Below are 15,276 nucleotides of genomic sequence, written 5' to 3'. Positions count from 1 at the left end.
TTCACCCCAAGAAAGTACACTTTGTGTTTGGCATAAAAACTGAGGGATGGGCGCTTTCGCCCGAATTGTATCAATCGGTCATCCGGGCCCAGGTTATAGCCGGCGATAACGGCTAATTCCTGCGGGGGTCCGATGAAATACTGTTGGTAAATTGAGAGTCCTCCTCGCGCGACCAATACCGTAAAGATCAGCATCATTCCGCATCCCACCCATAAAGCCAGATGGCGCTTGGTGTCAGATCGCATGCACTGACGCATGAGCATCGTGCCCACCACCATGACGAGGCCTACCAGCAATGGAAGCCACGCCAGGTCCACGTTGGCCGCGGCCGGGAATTCCTTGGCAATTTGCTTCATGAACAACTGAAAGACCGCCGGCACAAACATCATCGCGATGCCCAAGAGGTATCCCACCCCGATGAGGACACGAGTGGAAGCGGTCAGTCCAACCGGCGTATCTTCTGTCAAGAAACGCTTCCACCATAGGGCGACCAGCAGGGCTGCCGCTGGAAACAGAGGGTAGATGTAATGGGGCAGGCGCGTGGCCGAGAAGGTAAAGAACAGTAACAACCCCACCACCCACAGGCTCAGGAAACACTCCAAATGTTGCTCTTGCGTGGCAGGAGCTTGTCCCTGCCAGAACGCTTTCGAGGGTTTTAACGTGTGATACAACACGGAAGGGAGAAAGGCACTCCATGGGAACAATCCAATCAACAGCACCGGCACATAAAACAAGAGCGTACCCCCATGACCTTCCATGGGATTCATGAACCGGCCGGTGGTATTGGCCTGTGCTGCGGCCCAATAGGCATCCCCATGTATTTGAAACATCATCACATACCAGGGAGCCGCGACTGCGGCAACCAAAACGACTCCGACAAGGGGAAAACCCCGTTGCCAGAATGTTCCCCATTGGCGCGTCAGGGTGAGATAGGGAATCACCCCCACCAACGGAATGATAATGCCCACGGGCCCCTTGACCAACATGCCAAATCCCATGGCCAGATAAAAGATGGCGAAAAGCCAGCGCTTAGTCTGTTCATGGTGGAGCGCGTGCCAAAAGCTATAGCCGGCCAATGTGGTGAACACGACCAATTCCGGATCGGTCAGCACCATGCGATTGATTCCTAAAAACTCCAAATTCAGCAGCAACATGCACGACGCGAAAATGGCCACAGTGGGGCCAGCCCACCTTCGAACAAACACATATTGCAGGAACAGGAGGCAGAGACCTGATAGGGCCGAGGGCAACCGCGCGGCAAATTCATTGATGCCGAACAGCGAATACGACCCGCTGATGAGCCAATACACAAAGGCCGGTTTGGCATAGCGAGGTTCATAGTTGAGAGTAGGGGAAATCCAATCACCGGTCTCCAACATTTCCCTGGCCGCTTCCGCATTGCTCCCCTCATCCCGATCCGTCAACCCCAGCGCGCCCAGGTCCGGACCAAAGAGCCATCCGCCCTCTACTCCCAATAACCAGGCAGCCAAGAGCAGCACACACACCACCTGGAATAGAGGAGATTGCGTTATTGAAGAGCGTAGAGAAGGCGGAAGGAGAGCGTGAGTGTGAGGGCTATCCACTCACGACTCGCTTATTAGCTTGATGGAGCAGCATGATATTGCGGACATACACCACGGTGCCGACGCTTTGACCGGCCATGAAGACCAGGTCGGCGATATGAATGGCATAGGTGAGCACAATCACACTCCCAACCAGGCTCATGTACCAGAACGACATGGGAATTTGGCTTTCCTCGTTGCGTTCCGACACCACCCATTGCACCAGCCAGCGTGAGAAAAAAATACCCTGCCCGAAAAACCCAAAGCCGATCCAGAGGAGTTCTTCAAACGACATGGCCAGGAATGTATGTGTGAAGGATTCGAGCATCGTCAACAACAGGGAATGAATCGTCAAAAGGGTTCCATCTTTTCAGAACCCTCTAATCGCATTATAGGTGTGTGGTGCCTCAATCGTTTTCAGCAGGTGGTCACTTCAAGAATGCTACGGTTCGGATTTCTGGGAATGGCTTCCCTTCATGGTGTAGTTCAAACAGCGTTTTTGCATCCACCTGACTGCAAAGAGATCATACAGACCGGCAAACAGCCTGTTGCCAATTCCGTATTTCGATGTCCCATGGGCTCTTGGAAAATGCTGGACGGGGATTTCCGTCACCGTAAATCCATACATTTGCGCCAACGCCGGATAAAATCGGTGCATGTTTTTAAATGGAGGAAGTCGTTTGACCACGGCCTGCTTAAAGACCTTCAAGGAACAGCCGGTATCTGAAATGCCGTCATGCACGGCCCAATTGCGAACCTGATTGGCAATTGTTGACGACCATCGACGGACCAGATTGTCATGTCTGGCTTGTCGTCGCCCACACACTAAATCATAGCGTTCCACCAATGGGAGAAGTTTAGCAAAGTCATTCGGGTCATACTGCAGATCACCGTCCATGGTGGCAACCAGCTCTCCCCTGGCCTCCCGAAAGCCCGCATCGAATGCCGCCGTTTGCCCATGATTCAGGTCTAAATGAATCACCCGTATCGCAGGAAACTGTGCGGCTAATTGATCCAGCAACGGCCCACTCCCGTCCGAACTTCCATCATCCACAAAGACGAGTTCAAATACTGCGGACCCACTTTCCGGTCTGGACTCAAAAAACTTGAGCAATTGGCTCGCCAATAGCGGGATGTTTTCCCGCTCATCTTTAATGGGAATGACAACAGAAATCCAATGGCGCGGCGGGTGGAGGCTCATGGATCGCGCGGACTACGCCACAGATAGCAAAGTTATAATGGGACACACGTTGCGGACCCTCCTACCCGGTAACCATTTTACTGAATATCTAAAAAATCGGTCAAACGGCCGTTCATCACGAGTTGCTCTTCTCGAGCTTCTGAGATCTTCATACGGCACTCCAAACCTACGGTCATGGTCAGTTGACCCTGGGAACAGCCTTTTGTAAGGTGGAGGACATTATGAAGGAGGAACATTCATGCAAGAAGACATTCTGCAAGCCTATTTGGAAATAGAGCAAGCGATGCAGCGCTATTCCATGTTATTACATGACCACGTGAGCCAACTCGAAACACAGACCGATGTGGAATCCAAAAATCGCTTCCATAGAATGAAGGCTGGCTCAAAGGCCATGAGAGACAGCAGCCAGATTTATCTCTCCTATGCGAAATATGTGGCGTATGGAATGCCCGAGGGTGAGGAGCTGGCTGAAGAGGAGGACTTACAAGCCTAGCAAGCCTTCGTACTGCCCAAACAAATCTCCCATCTGATCTATACTACCGAGGAGACGAAGAAACCCATTCTGCTGGCAGGAAATCATGGTCGGGGCGAGAGGATTTGAACCTCCGACCTCTCGCACCCCAAGCGAGTGCGCTACCGGGCTGCGCTACGCCCCGACATTATGCTGACCAGTCGTATGACCATCCATCATCTTGGCCGATGACCTATACCGTCGCTCGCCCCAAGATCTTCAAAATACCTTGCAGTTCCACCTTCGCTTTTTCCACACGGTCTTTTGGGACTTGAACAGCTTTTTCTGACCGTTTTTTGCGATACCAATATCGTTTCAGACCCGCAATCGTATAACCCTCATCGTAGAGCATTCGTTTAATTTCAAAGACCGTTTCAATGTCGCCTTTCGAATAGACCCGATGTTTGCCCTGACTTTTCTTCGGTTTGAGAAAAATGAATTCCGACTCCCAAAACCGCAAGACATACGCGGGAAGATTCGTCAAATCGGCGACTTCCCCTATTTTATAAAAGGCCTTATCCTCGTGTTTGGTTCCACCCCCCATACCTGCACTCACCCCACGGTGTATCTAGCAAGAGAGTGAACGAGACTGATAGCGAAATTCTTGCCAGTCAAGTATTGACATATTTCTTAAAGAGTTGGCTTGGTCTGAAGGTCACCACTCGTCTTGGCGTAATGGCAATTTCTTCTCCGGTTCTGGGGTTCCTGCCTTTCCGCTCTCCCTTGTTCCGGACAACAAAGTTGCCAAACCCTGCAATTTTGACGACTTCCCCCCGTTGAAGCATGGACTTGATTAAATCCAGTACATGCTCCACCATTTCCATGGAGTCGGTTTTTTGGATAGCTGCTGTCTCTGTAATGATTTCAGCAATGTCAGCCTTGCGCATAAATCAGAACCCCCTCACCAGTAGTCTCGAAGACCGTTCATACGGATTGTGAATTCACGCTTTCGACCATTGTTGCAGGCAGCAACGTAACGGGCAACGCAGATGATGTCAAGAACCGGCCTCTTCAGAGGATTCCCCTTTTTCAGCCTGTGATCGGAGAGACCGGCATCACTTTTGCGACTTCTCCTTCATGAGTTTATACTCAATACTATCCGCCAAGGCCTGCCAACTGGCTTCAATGATGTTCTCCGACACCCCGACCGTTCCCCATTTCTCTTTGTGATCACCCGACTCGATCAGGACTCGCACACGAGAACCGGTTCCATGTCGTCCGGTCAACACACGGACCTTATAATCCAGAAGCTTCATTTCCTGTAACTGCGGATAAAAATGCTCCAGCGCCTTGCGAAGGGCATGATCGAGAGCATTGACCGGCCCATCACCGACCGCCGCCGTATGTTCAACCACTTCCCCGACTTTGACCATAATCGTGGCTTCGGAAATAGGGTCTTCATTGGTTTTCCGTTTCTCAACAATGATCCGGCACCCCAAAAATTCAAACGATGGCGTATACGTCCCCATCGCTTTCCGCACTAACAATTCAAAAGACCCTTCCGCTCCTTCAAATTGGTAGCCTTCATATTCCAACGTTTTGAGGGAATCCAGTAATTCGAGCACCTTTGGGTTATCCTGAGGAAGATCAAGGCCGAAGGTTTCCATCTTCCCAAACACAGCACTTCGGCCACTGCTATCGGAAATGAGTACACGGCGATGGTTGCCAACAACATCAGGGTTCACATGTTCATAGGTGCGCGGGTTTTTTTGCACCGCATGAATATGCACCCCCCCCTTATGAGCAAACGCGGTATCTCCCACATAGGGCTGTCGTTTATTGGGAGTCAAATTGGCCATCTCGGCCACATAATTGGAAATGGTGCGAAGGTGGGCTAATCGACCATCTCCCAGCGCGGTTCGCTTCATTTTTAATTCCAGATTAGCCATCACGGAACATAAATTGGCATTCCCGCACCGTTCTCCAATGCCATTGATGGTTCCCTGGACCTGGATCGCTCCCTCTTGCACGGCGGTCAAGGAATTGGCGACCCCCATCTCCGCATCATTATGTGCGTGAATGCCCATGGGCACAGAACAGTTCTGGCGGACCTTCGAAAAAATCGCACCAAGGTCCCAGGGCATAGTCCCCCCATTGGTATCACACAGCACGATCCGCTCCGCCCCGGCTTCTATCGCAGCTTGAATGGTTTTCATGGCGTAGTCGGGATCGGTTTTATAGCCATCGAAAAAATGTTCGGCATCGTAAAACACCTGCCGTCCCTTTGACCGGAGATAGGAGATGGAATCGGCAATCAGTTCTAAATTGATGGCCAACGTCGTTTCCAAGGCTTCCGTCACATGCAGGGTCCAACTTTTCCCAAAGATAGTCACAATATCCGTTTCAGCGGATAAGAGAGCTTCAAGCGTCGGATCGGCCTTTGCCGTATTTTTGGCCTTTCGCGTCGATCCAAATGCCACAATTTTGGCATGCTGCAATGGGGTGGATTTCATGATTTGGAAAAACTCAATGTCCTTCGGGTTGGCTCCCGGCCACCCTCCTTCAATGAAATGGACCCCTAGATCATCTAGTTTAAGGGCGATACGAACCTTATCCTCCACCGAAAAGCTGACATCTTCGGCCTGCGCTCCATCCCGGAGGGTGGTATCGTAGATTTCGATGACCGGAAATTGAGAGTTCATATCACGCATACGCAACATCGGTGTAGGCACAATTCCCCATGCTAGGATTTTCTGCGCTCCAAAGGTACTTCCAATTCAAACTCCTGGTGCAAGGCCCGAACCGCTAACTCCATATATTTTTCTTCCACCACACAAGAAATTTTAATTTCCGAGGTACTGATCATCATGATATTAATGCCTTCACGTGAGAGCGTCTGAAACATTCTGGCTGCGACACCGGAATGCGAACGCATCCCGACTCCCACTAACGAAACTTTGGCAATGCCTTCGTTCACCTCGACCGTCCGTGCTTCCACCGATTTGGCAATATCTCTGACAAGACCCATCCCTCGAGGAAGGTCAGCCCTCGGCACGGTGAAGGAAATATCCGTCAGGGAATCCTGACTCACATTTTGAATAATCATATCCACGTTGATGGCGGCGTCGGCAATGGAGCAGAACAATGTTGCCGCAATTCCGGGATGATCCGGGACCCCGACCACCGTGACCTTGGCTTGATTCCGATCGCCCGTGACCCCCGAGACTAAGACTTGTTCCATATCGACATCCTCTTTTACCACGCAGGTTCCAGGCCCCTCTTGAAAACTGGATCGCACTTCCACAGGCACCTGATATTTAGCAGCTAACTCCACCGAACGAGACTGGAGGACTTTAGCTCCCAGACTCGCTAACTCTAACATTTCTTCATAGGAGATTTTATCCAACCGTCTTGCGCCTGGCACAATATTAGGATCGGCAGTGTACACACCATCCACATCGGTATAGATAAAGCAGGTATCGGCCTTGAGCGCCGCCGCCAGGACCACAGCCGTCAAATCAGATCCCCCGCGCCCTAACGTCGTCACATCGGAGGCGGCGTTGATACCTTGAAACCCGGCCACGATGGGAATAATCCCGTCACGCAAGGCTCCCAGTACCCGGTCCGTATCAACCCGGGAAACCCTGGCCTTGGTATGCGTGCTATCGGTGACAATCCCAACCTGGCGTCCCGTAAAGGATTGCGCCTTAATCCCGAGACTTTTGAGGGCCATCGCCATCAACGCAATCGTGACACGCTCTCCAGAAGAAAGTAACACATCCAATTCCCGATCATCCGGGTCGATGCTCAACGTCTTGGCCAGTTTCATGAGGCGATCCGTTTCCCCGCTCATCGCAGACAATACGACCACCAGTTGATGCCCCTCCCGGTAGGTGCGCTCAATAAGCCGAGCGACGTTTTGGATTCGCTCCAGACTCCCAACCGACGTCCCGCCGAATTTTTGAATATACAGTGCCATAGGATTTAGTGAGTGACCATAAATCGCTCAAACAGTTTGGTGGCATCACGGAGGGGATGGTTGGCCACCTCTCGTTCATTCAATGGCAACGCATGATTTTCAGATTTTCCCCCTGAACCTTCAAACACCAGATAGGGCGATATAGCAGGCCCTGCATCCTTCCGCCCATGTGGACATGGGGTAACCAGAACAACGATCCGGTTGGAGTCGTTGTTTCCCACAGACTGATGGATGGCTCCGATCACCTGCTCGTCCACTTGCCCAAGATATTCACCTGATTGTGACGGTGACACCGCCTGCCCATCCTTGAAGGCCCACTCGTAAAAGGGAATATGCAGACAGACCAGGTCGTGCTTCTCCAACGCAGTCAAAGTTCTGTTGGCCAGGGCCTGCAACCAGGCGACATCTCCTCCTCCCACATGTTCAACCTTGACCGTCTCAAGTCCAGCGGCCATTCCAACACCGACATACGGCCCATCCGGTGAAATAACCATCCCGTTGACTGGCCACCGTTCTTTTAAAGGAGGCAATTCCACAGGTTTTCCTGACCCCCACAACCATAAACAATTAGCCGGCTTCAACCCGGCATTCAGACGCTCTTGATTCACAGGATGATGGCATAGAATCGCCCTGGAGGCCGCCATCAGTTCACGTAAAATTTTAGATCCGTCGCCGGTGGGCAGATACGCTTCGATCGACTGCCCCAAGGCCTCGTATGGGTTGCGACAGGCCACTTTCCCACTCCCGCCCACCCAGACCACAAGATGTCGATGATGGCTACCCATGTAGAATTGAATACTTTCAGAAATCAATTGTTCATTGACGGCATCAATGAGTTCTCGGGCGTCCTCAGTCCCGATTCCTCCGCCAAAGGGGTCGGCCATGAATAGCTGGGGACCAAATTTTTTCCCATCCCCCCATCCATCCTGACCACGGAGAGTCACCAAATGACAAAGATAGGCCACATCATGGGCATCCAGAACAACCTCTAATCCTCTTGCTTCAAAGACACCAGGACCCGTATACCATTTGTGTGGATCGTATCCTAAGACGGCAAGGAGGGCCATTTCCCCGCAAAATGGCCGGGTTTCCCGGGGAACCCCTAAACGTCCCAGCTCACCTTGCCCAGCCAATTCATCCAGGTGCGGTGTCGGAGCTGCTTGCAAGACGGTTTGGTCCCCTAATTCCTGATACGACTGTCCCGTCAAACCATCGAGGTGAATCACGATCGTTTTTCGCACGATCTTGGCCTCACTATGTTGATTGAGTTAGTAGTTGAATGAACGATCTTGGTTTGCAGGAGACCATGGGGGATTACGTATTTGTTAATTGCGCTCTGACCGCCTCATGGGTGGCAGGAACGGTAACCGGCCGATACGAGACCGAGATAGCCGTATCCGGGTCTTTTAACCCATGTCCGGTTAAGGTACACACAATGACTCCCTCTTTTGGCAACAACCCGGCGCGATTCATTTTATCAATTCCTGCAAGAGATGCAGCCGAAGCGGGCTCGCAAAAGACCCCTTCTTCACTCGCCACCATTTGGTAAGCCCGAATAATTTCTTCGTCAGTCACCATATCCAGATGTCCCTGTGATTCCTCTAACGCTTTCAGGGCTAAATTCCAACTGGCGGGATTCCCAATCCGAATGGCTGAGGCAATAGTTTTCGGTGAATCCACCACATGGCCTCTGACCATAGGAGCCGCTCCTTCCGCTTGAAACCCGAACATTCGAGGCAACCCTTGTGATTGTCCGGCTTCCTGGTACTCCCGATACCCTCGCCAATACGCAGTAATATTCCCGGCATTTCCCACAGGGAGGGCATGCATGACAGGGGCATATCCCAGCTGATCACAGATTTCCATGGCCGCCGTTTTTTGGCCTTCCAAACGAAACGGGTTAATTGAATTGACTAACTCAATCGCCGTTTCTTGACACAAAGCCTTCACAATCGTTAAGGCCTGATCGAAGTTCCCATCAATTTGAATGACCTGGGCCCCGTGCATAAGGGCCTGGGTCAGCTTACCCAATGCAATATTCCCTGCCGGAATGACGACATACACCGGCAAACCCGCTTTTGCCCCATAGGCCGCTGCCGAAGCGGAAGTATTGCCCGTCGAAGCGCACATGAGTCCCTTGGCTTTGTTTTCCACGGCTTTAGAAACCGCCATGGTCATCCCCCGATCCTTAAACGACCCGGTTGGATTAGCCCCTTCTATTTTCAGATACAAATCCAGTCCCGGACACAATTTCGCGGCTAAGCGATTGGCTTGGATCAGTGGTGTATTCCCCTCCTGTAGAGACACAATCGGAGTCTGATCTCCTATCGGGAGAAATTTTCGATATTCCTCGATAATGCCACGCCAGGGAATCATATTGGCTTGTCCCTTTTTATGAAACCATGTGCCCTCATCTATTCCACCCCTTCCATACGAAGTAACGTCGTCGCCTCGGAGACCATGGAAAGTGCATTAATTTCCTGTAATGCCGACTGAACGGCACGCTCTACGGAACGATGCGTCAGGATGACCAACGGCACCGTTTGTCCTTCCTTTCGCCCTTTTTGAAGGACAGACGAGATGCTGATCCCACGCTGCCCGAGAATCCCTGATATGGCCGATAGGACGCCGGGTTGATCCTTGACCATGCACCGCAAATAATACCGGCTTTCAATGTCATCCATCGGCCTAATGGTAATGGGCGCACGCGATGCCCATTGAAAGGAGGTCACAGGAACCCGTCCGGCAACTCCAGCTAGGCGATTTCGTGCCAGATCGATAATATCCCCTACCACGGCGCTGGCTGTTGGAAGCGATCCGGCCCCTTTGCCGTAGAGCACAACGTCTCCAACGGCGTCACCAATCAAATGAATGGCATTATAGACCCCATTGACCTGTGCAATGGGAGATCCGGCCGGCACCAGGGCAGGATGCACTCGTGCCTCAATGGCATGCTCTTGAAGTTTAGCGATTCCCAGCAATTTAATGGTAAACCCGAGTTCACGGGCAAACTCGATATCCACCGTCGAAATGCGGGAAATTCCCTCGGTGAATATGGATCGCATGGGCACGGGCGTTCCATACGCAAGATTGACCATAATAGCCAGTTTGTGAGCGGCATCCACGCCATCAACATCCAGGGATGGATCCGCTTCGGCATACCCTTCCCGTTTCGCTTCCTGTAAAATTTCGTCAAAATCACGGCGCTCATTGGTCATCCTCGTCAAAATATAATTTGACGTACCATTCATGATCCCCGTAATCGACAAGATCCGGTTTGCAGCCAACCCTTCGGTGAGGGATCGAATGATGGGGATGCCGCCGCCGACACTCGCTTCAAACCCGAGATCAACGCCTGCCTTAAATGCTGCCTCAAAGATCTCTTCACCATGATCGGCCAGCAACGCTTTATTCGCCGTCACCACACACTTTTTGCCTTCGAACGCCTGAAGAATAAACCGTTTGGCCGGTTCATGCCCGCCAATTAATTCCACGACTATATCAATCGCAGGATCATCCAGAATGCCCCGAGCATCCGTCGTCAATACCCCTTGAGCCACAGAGACTCCACGATCGGCTGTCACGTCCAAGTCCGCAATCCTCACCAGTGAAACCGGAACCCCGACCCGTTGTGCAATCAGACCGGCATTCTCCTGAAGAATCTTGACGACCCCTGTTCCAACAGTACCAAACCCGATCAATCCAACCTGAATGGATTTTTTCATTCTGGATCCCCGTCAAATTTTAAGGCCTGACGGATTCCTCGAACAGCCTGAAAAATCCGATGCTCATTTTCGACTAATGCAAAGCGAACATAGTCATCGCCGCCTTCGCCAAATCCGATTCCCGGTGAAACCGCCACTTTGGCATCTCGTAACAATAACTTGGAAAACTCCAACGACCCCATTCCGAGATAGGGTTGTGGGATTTTTGCCCAGGCAAACATAGTGGCGCGAGGATAATCGATCGGCCAACCAATGCGGTTGAGTCCACGGACCAGAGCATTTCGCCGTCGCTCATATCGTCCCACAATTTCTTTCACGCAGTCCTGGGGACCGTTCAAGGCAATAATACTGGCAATTTGAATAGGCTGGAACATGCCATAATCCAGGTAACTTTTGATTTTGGTCAACGCCCCAATGACTTCACGATTCCCGACACAAAATCCTACCCGCCAACCCGGCATATTATAACTCTTCGAGAGGGAATAAAATTCCACGCCAATTTGTTTGGCCTCCGGAATTTGAAGAAGGCTGGGAGCCTTGTAACCATCGAACACGATATCGGCATAGGCCAAATCATGGATGACCCAGACCTGGTGTTCCAGGGCAAACTCCACCACCTTTTTAAAAAACTCCAGGTCAACGACGCGAGTGGTCGGGTTATGAGGGAAACTGATAATCAACGCTCTGGGAGCCGGTTGCGTCTGCTTGAAGGCTTTTTTCAGGTTTTCGAAAAAATCCGAATCAGGCCCGAGTTCTACCCCACGGACTTCCCCACCCGCGATGATCACACTGTACATATGAATCGGATACGTGGGGGTCGGTGCCAGAACCACGTCACCCGGTCCCACCATGGCCAAGGCCAAATGCGCCAACCCTTCTTTCACCCCCAGAGTCACAATCGCTTCCGTCTCCGGATCGAGACTGACCTCGTAATTTCGTTGATACCAATCGCAGATGGCATGACGCAATTTCGTAATACCACGTGAGGCCGAATAACGATGATTGCGCCCGAGTCGCGCCGTCTCAATCAATTTGTCCACGATATGACGGGGTGTGGGCTGGTCGGGATTGCCCATGCCTAAATCAATGATGTCTTCTCCCCGCTTCCGGGCTTGGAGTTTTAACTCTTGAACCTGAGAAAAGACGTATCCTGGGAGTCGCTGAATTCGGTAAAAAGGTTCCATTGTTTGTGTGAAACGACGAATCGTCCTTGATAGTTTGGGAAGGGAATGGATAGATAATCGTACGATTTAATAGAGTTTTTATTCTAGATGAGGTGACACGACCAGTCAATTTTAGCGAATGGGAATTTTCAGTTATTTTATCCAATTCACTCTTCCTCCACAAAAATTCCATTTATTGCGGGAAGATTTTCCCTTTTGCCATAATGAGATCTCGTTGGTTCTTTACTCACCCAGACGTTAAAGGACTTTCATGGCACGACTCGGCGTGAATATCGACCATGTGGCGACCCTTCGCCAAGCTCGTGGTGGACATGAGCCAGACCCCATTATTGCCGCTTCATTGGTCCACCTTGCAGGAGCCGAAGGCATTGTGGTGCACCTCAGGGAAGACCGGCGGCATATTCAGGATCGGGATCTGACCATTTTGCGTGAAACCGTGCAAACGCATCTCAACTTAGAAATGGCCGCAGACGAGGCCGTGGCCAAAATTGCCCTGAACATTAAACCCGATCTGGTGACACTCGTGCCCGAACGGCGCCAGGAACTTACCACAGAGGGTGGGTTGGACGTGGTCGAGCATCGTGACCGTATCCAGGCCATGGTGCAATTACTCCATGAAGGCGGCATCCCCGTCAGTCTGTTTATTGACCCAGATGTCAATCAGCTTCGCGCCGCCCACAAGATCCAGGCAGATTGCGTGGAACTCCATACCGGCCGGTACGCCAATACACGCCGTCAGCAGGAGGAAGATGCTGAGTGTGACGCGTTGGTTCAAACCGCCAAACTTGCGTCGAAATTAGGATTGCGTGTGAGTGCGGGGCATGGGCTGAATTACCGAAATATCAAGCGGCTGACCGGCATTCCCGAAATTGAAGAATTCAACATTGGTCATAGCATTATCGCTCATGCAATATTTGTTGGACTTGAACGAGCAGTCCGTGACATGAAACACCTCCTGGATTAACCTCTACAAGAAGAAACAGGATCTCCTCAGCTAGATACTGTGAATGACCCGGAGACACTCACAAATCAATTCACGAACAGTGCAAACCGCGAATATCGTCCTGACCCGACTATGCATGGCTTGCTGTTGCTCAGACTTTAACTAACCATTTCTCCTTGCTCCTGTGATCTGCCTATGTGGGTTGTGACCGCTGAACAGATGCAAACACTTGATCGGCGCACGATCCAAGAAGCCAAGGTTCCCGGCATAACCTTAATGGAGCGGGCTGGAGCCGGTGCGATGGCCCAGCTCATAGAAGCCTTGGGTTCCCCTAAGGGCAAAAAGGTCGTCATTCTTTGTGGCAAGGGCAATAATGGTGGAGATGGTCTGGTTGTTGCCAGGCTTCTGGCCAAAAAAGGGGCAAAACTGAAGGTCGTCTTGATGGCTCCGCTCCTGGAACTCAGTCCCGATGCGAAGATTATGTATCAGCGACTGAGCAAGGTCATCAAACCATCTCTGTTTACCGTCAATCCCTCTGAGGAGTCTCTGCATTCCCTCACCCAGGACGCCGACATTCTTGTCGATGCGCTCCTGGGTACGGGGCTCTCTTCTTTGGTTCGTCCCCCCTACTCCTTCGCCATTGAAGCCATGAATGCCTCCCAGGCCTTTACCTTGGCCATCGACATTCCGTCCGGATTGGATAGTAATACCGGAGCCCTACTGGGAGTTGCGGTTCAGGCCGATCTCACCGTGACGTTCGGATGCCCAAAAATTGGCCTGTATTTGGGTTCAGCCATCGACAAAGTGGGAAAGATCCAGGTCATCGATATTGGGATTCCCAAGGAGTTTGTGTTGGATCTGGATCCCAAGATTCATCTTCTGTCTCAAGAGATGGCTCGCCCCCTCATTCCACTTCGCAATCCGTCCTCACATAAAGGGACCTTTGGCCATGCAGGGATTGTTGGTGGTTCACAGGGGAAAACGGGGGCTCCGGCTATGGCTGGACTAGGGGCACTTCGTATTGGAACGGGACTGGTGACCGTAGCCACCCCTCAAAGCGTTTCGCCCATCTTGGAGTCAAAGCTTCTGGAAGTGATGACTGAGCCCATGCCCGAATCGTCTCAACACCTGATGGGAATGGAGGCCTATCCGTCCCTGCTGGCTTTCGCAGCCACAAAATCGGCTCTGGCTTTCGGGCCTGGTATGGGGATTTCTCCTGAAACAACCGAGGTCTTGCGGCATCTCCTTCCTCAACTGGAGGCACCCTGCGTACTCGATGCCGATGCCCTCAATGGATTAGCACAACATTGCCAAATATTTTCATCCATGAAAATACCGCCTATCCTGACGCCACATCCTGGAGAGATGGCCAGGCTTCTTGCAGCCTCTTCCCCCAAACAGGTCAATGAGGATCGCATCGGCGTAAGCAGGCAGTTTGCCATGCAACATCAGGTGATCTTGGTACTGAAAGGTGCTCGAACCATCATCGCCGAACCCCATGGACAGGTGGCCATTTGTCCAACTGGCAATCCTGGAATGGCTTCCGCAGGAATGGGCGATGTCCTGACCGGGATAATTACCGGTTTATTAGCTCAAGGCTTGAGCGGTTGGGATGCAGCCAGGGCTGGCGTCTATCTGCATGGATTGGCAGGCGATCTGGCCGCCACCACCATCGGTGAACCAGGATTGATCGCGGGGGATGTGCTAACCGCGATTCCTCATGCATTGACCCAGACTCTCTCTCATTCGTAGGAGCTTCCGATCCTGAATCCCTCTCACGCCATTCCTCAAACATCAAGCAGCGATGCCCTTCGACTACGGATGGCATCTGCCCAGGAAACCATCAAATTTGGTGAACGATTAGGGCAACAGTTAACCGGAGGAGACGTGCTGGCCCTAACCGGTGAACTGGGAGCAGGAAAAACCGTTCTCACCTGTGGAATTGCCCTGGGGCTAGGAATTCCCATGGATCAAGTCAGCAGTCCCACGTTTACCCTTATTCAGGAATATTCAGGGACTATTCCGCTGATTCATGTGGATTTATATCGTCTTGAGGGGCCCTCCGATATCTCCACCTTAGGGTTAGAGGAATATTTTACTCCACACACCATTGTCCTCATTGAATGGGCGGAACGGTTCCCTCAGATATTACCCTCCGACCACATGGCCATTTACTTGGAATACGGAGAGGCAGAAGACATCCGGCTTGTCACCCTGTCTGGAACTGGCCC

15 protein-coding genes and 1 tRNA gene are annotated in these 15,276 nt (G+C 51.7%); 4 read left to right on the top strand and 12 right to left on the bottom strand.

Annotation, left to right across the window (positions count from 1 at the left end; all coding sequences use genetic code 11):
- From AAH187_RS10740 to AAH187_RS10730, 3 genes are all read right to left on the bottom strand, one after another.
- Positions 1 to 1,499: glycosyltransferase family 39 protein (locus tag AAH187_RS10740; protein ID WP_342348454.1), on the bottom strand; the 1,499-nt coding region annotated here is incomplete at its 3' end.
- A 76-nt stretch (positions 1,500 to 1,575) separates the two neighbouring features.
- A complete protein-coding gene (locus AAH187_RS10735) occupies positions 1,576 to 1,917 on the bottom strand; it encodes a lipid-A-disaccharide synthase N-terminal domain-containing protein (protein ID WP_342348453.1) in 342 nt (113 codons plus the stop codon).
- A gap of 87 nt (positions 1,918 to 2,004) precedes the next feature.
- A complete protein-coding gene (locus AAH187_RS10730) occupies positions 2,005 to 2,763 on the bottom strand; it encodes a glycosyltransferase family 2 protein (protein WP_342348452.1) in 759 nt (252 codons plus the stop codon).
- Positions 2,764 to 3,001: 238 nt separating this feature from the next.
- Between AAH187_RS10730 and AAH187_RS10725 the strand changes: the two genes are divergently transcribed.
- A complete protein-coding gene (locus tag AAH187_RS10725; protein ID WP_342348451.1) occupies positions 3,002 to 3,256 on the top strand; it encodes a hypothetical protein in 255 nt (84 codons plus the stop codon).
- Between the two features lie 86 nt (positions 3,257 to 3,342).
- Here AAH187_RS10725 and AAH187_RS10720 read toward each other — a convergent pair.
- From AAH187_RS10720 to AAH187_RS10680, 9 genes are all read right to left on the bottom strand, one after another.
- Positions 3,343 to 3,419, bottom strand: a tRNA-Pro gene (locus AAH187_RS10720).
- 48 nt (positions 3,420 to 3,467) lie between these two features.
- Complete coding sequence (locus AAH187_RS10715) at positions 3,468 to 3,818, bottom strand: MerR family transcriptional regulator (protein WP_342348450.1); 351 nt, start codon at positions 3,816 to 3,818, stop codon at positions 3,468 to 3,470.
- Positions 3,819 to 3,885: 67 nt separating this feature from the next.
- Positions 3,886 to 4,161 (bottom strand): integration host factor subunit alpha, encoded by a 276-nt coding sequence (locus AAH187_RS10710; RefSeq protein ID WP_342348449.1) that lies wholly within the window; start codon positions 4,159 to 4,161, stop codon positions 3,886 to 3,888.
- 168 nt (positions 4,162 to 4,329) lie between these two features.
- Positions 4,330 to 5,946 carry a citramalate synthase gene (gene cimA, locus AAH187_RS10705; protein ID WP_342348448.1) on the bottom strand — a complete coding sequence of 539 codons (1,617 nt, stop codon included), beginning with the start codon at positions 5,944 to 5,946 and terminating at the stop codon, positions 4,330 to 4,332.
- Positions 5,947 to 5,957: 11 nt separating this feature from the next.
- Positions 5,958 to 7,193 carry an aspartate kinase gene (locus tag AAH187_RS10700; protein ID WP_342348447.1) on the bottom strand — a complete coding sequence of 412 codons (1,236 nt, stop codon included), beginning with the start codon at positions 7,191 to 7,193 and terminating at the stop codon, positions 5,958 to 5,960.
- 5 nt (positions 7,194 to 7,198) lie between these two features.
- Positions 7,199 to 8,434 carry a hypothetical protein gene (locus AAH187_RS10695; RefSeq protein ID WP_342348446.1) on the bottom strand — a complete coding sequence of 412 codons (1,236 nt, stop codon included), beginning with the start codon at positions 8,432 to 8,434 and terminating at the stop codon, positions 7,199 to 7,201.
- Positions 8,435 to 8,507: 73 nt separating this feature from the next.
- Positions 8,508 to 9,569, bottom strand: a complete 1,062-nt coding sequence (thrC, locus tag AAH187_RS10690; RefSeq protein WP_342348445.1) for a threonine synthase — start codon at positions 9,567 to 9,569, stop codon at positions 8,508 to 8,510.
- A gap of 38 nt (positions 9,570 to 9,607) precedes the next feature.
- The gene (locus AAH187_RS10685; RefSeq protein ID WP_342348444.1) at positions 9,608 to 10,918 is read right to left on the bottom strand and encodes a homoserine dehydrogenase; all 1,311 of its coding nucleotides are present in this window, start codon (positions 10,916 to 10,918) and stop codon (positions 9,608 to 9,610) included.
- A complete protein-coding gene (locus tag AAH187_RS10680) occupies positions 10,915 to 12,102 on the bottom strand; it encodes an aminotransferase class I/II-fold pyridoxal phosphate-dependent enzyme (RefSeq protein WP_342348443.1) in 1,188 nt (395 codons plus the stop codon). The genes AAH187_RS10685 and AAH187_RS10680 overlap by 4 nt, the downstream gene beginning before the upstream one ends.
- A 250-nt stretch (positions 12,103 to 12,352) precedes the next feature.
- Between AAH187_RS10680 and AAH187_RS10675 the strand changes: the two genes are divergently transcribed.
- The 3 genes from AAH187_RS10675 to tsaE all read left to right on the top strand — a co-directional run.
- Positions 12,353 to 13,066 (top strand): pyridoxine 5'-phosphate synthase, encoded by a 714-nt coding sequence (locus AAH187_RS10675; RefSeq protein WP_342348442.1) that lies wholly within the window; start codon positions 12,353 to 12,355, stop codon positions 13,064 to 13,066.
- 174 nt (positions 13,067 to 13,240) lie between these two features.
- Complete coding sequence (locus AAH187_RS10670; protein ID WP_342348441.1) at positions 13,241 to 14,797, top strand: NAD(P)H-hydrate dehydratase; 1,557 nt, start codon at positions 13,241 to 13,243, stop codon at positions 14,795 to 14,797.
- Between the two features lie 69 nt (positions 14,798 to 14,866).
- A partial coding sequence (gene tsaE, locus AAH187_RS10665; RefSeq protein WP_342348440.1) for a tRNA (adenosine(37)-N6)-threonylcarbamoyltransferase complex ATPase subunit type 1 TsaE occupies positions 14,867 to 15,276 on the top strand: 410 nt, incomplete at its 3' end.

The organism is uncultured Nitrospira sp., from assembly GCA_902500695.1.
Lineage (GTDB): Bacteria > Nitrospirota > Nitrospiria > Nitrospirales > UBA8639 > Nitrospira_E.
The sequence above is the reverse complement of the archived record's forward strand: the minus strand, read 5'-3'. Positions and strand labels throughout refer to the sequence as shown.

Bases quoted from the DNA above. Each gene is read 5' to 3' on its own strand.
- AAH187_RS10730 (WP_342348452.1), bottom strand. From the start codon at position 2,763: ATGAGCCTCCACCCGCCGCGCCATTGGATTTCTGTTGTCATTCCCATT.
- AAH187_RS10725 (WP_342348451.1), top strand. From the start codon at position 3,002: ATGCAAGAAGACATTCTGCAAGCCTATTTGGAAATAGAGCAAGCGATG.
- AAH187_RS10715 (WP_342348450.1), bottom strand. From the start codon at position 3,818: ATGGGGGGTGGAACCAAACACGAGGATAAGGCCTTTTATAAAATAGGG.
- AAH187_RS10710 (WP_342348449.1), bottom strand. From the start codon at position 4,161: ATGCGCAAGGCTGACATTGCTGAAATCATTACAGAGACAGCAGCTATC.
- AAH187_RS10700 (WP_342348447.1), bottom strand. From the start codon at position 7,193: ATGGCACTGTATATTCAAAAATTCGGCGGGACGTCGGTTGGGAGTCTG.
- thrC (WP_342348445.1), bottom strand. From the start codon at position 9,569: ATGATTCCCTGGCGTGGCATTATCGAGGAATATCGAAAATTTCTCCCG.
- AAH187_RS10685 (WP_342348444.1), bottom strand. From the start codon at position 10,918: ATGAAAAAATCCATTCAGGTTGGATTGATCGGGTTTGGTACTGTTGGA.
- AAH187_RS10680 (WP_342348443.1), bottom strand. From the start codon at position 12,102: ATGGAACCTTTTTACCGAATTCAGCGACTCCCAGGATACGTCTTTTCT.
- AAH187_RS10675 (WP_342348442.1), top strand. From the start codon at position 12,353: ATGGCACGACTCGGCGTGAATATCGACCATGTGGCGACCCTTCGCCAA.
- AAH187_RS10670 (WP_342348441.1), top strand. From the start codon at position 13,241: ATGTGGGTTGTGACCGCTGAACAGATGCAAACACTTGATCGGCGCACG.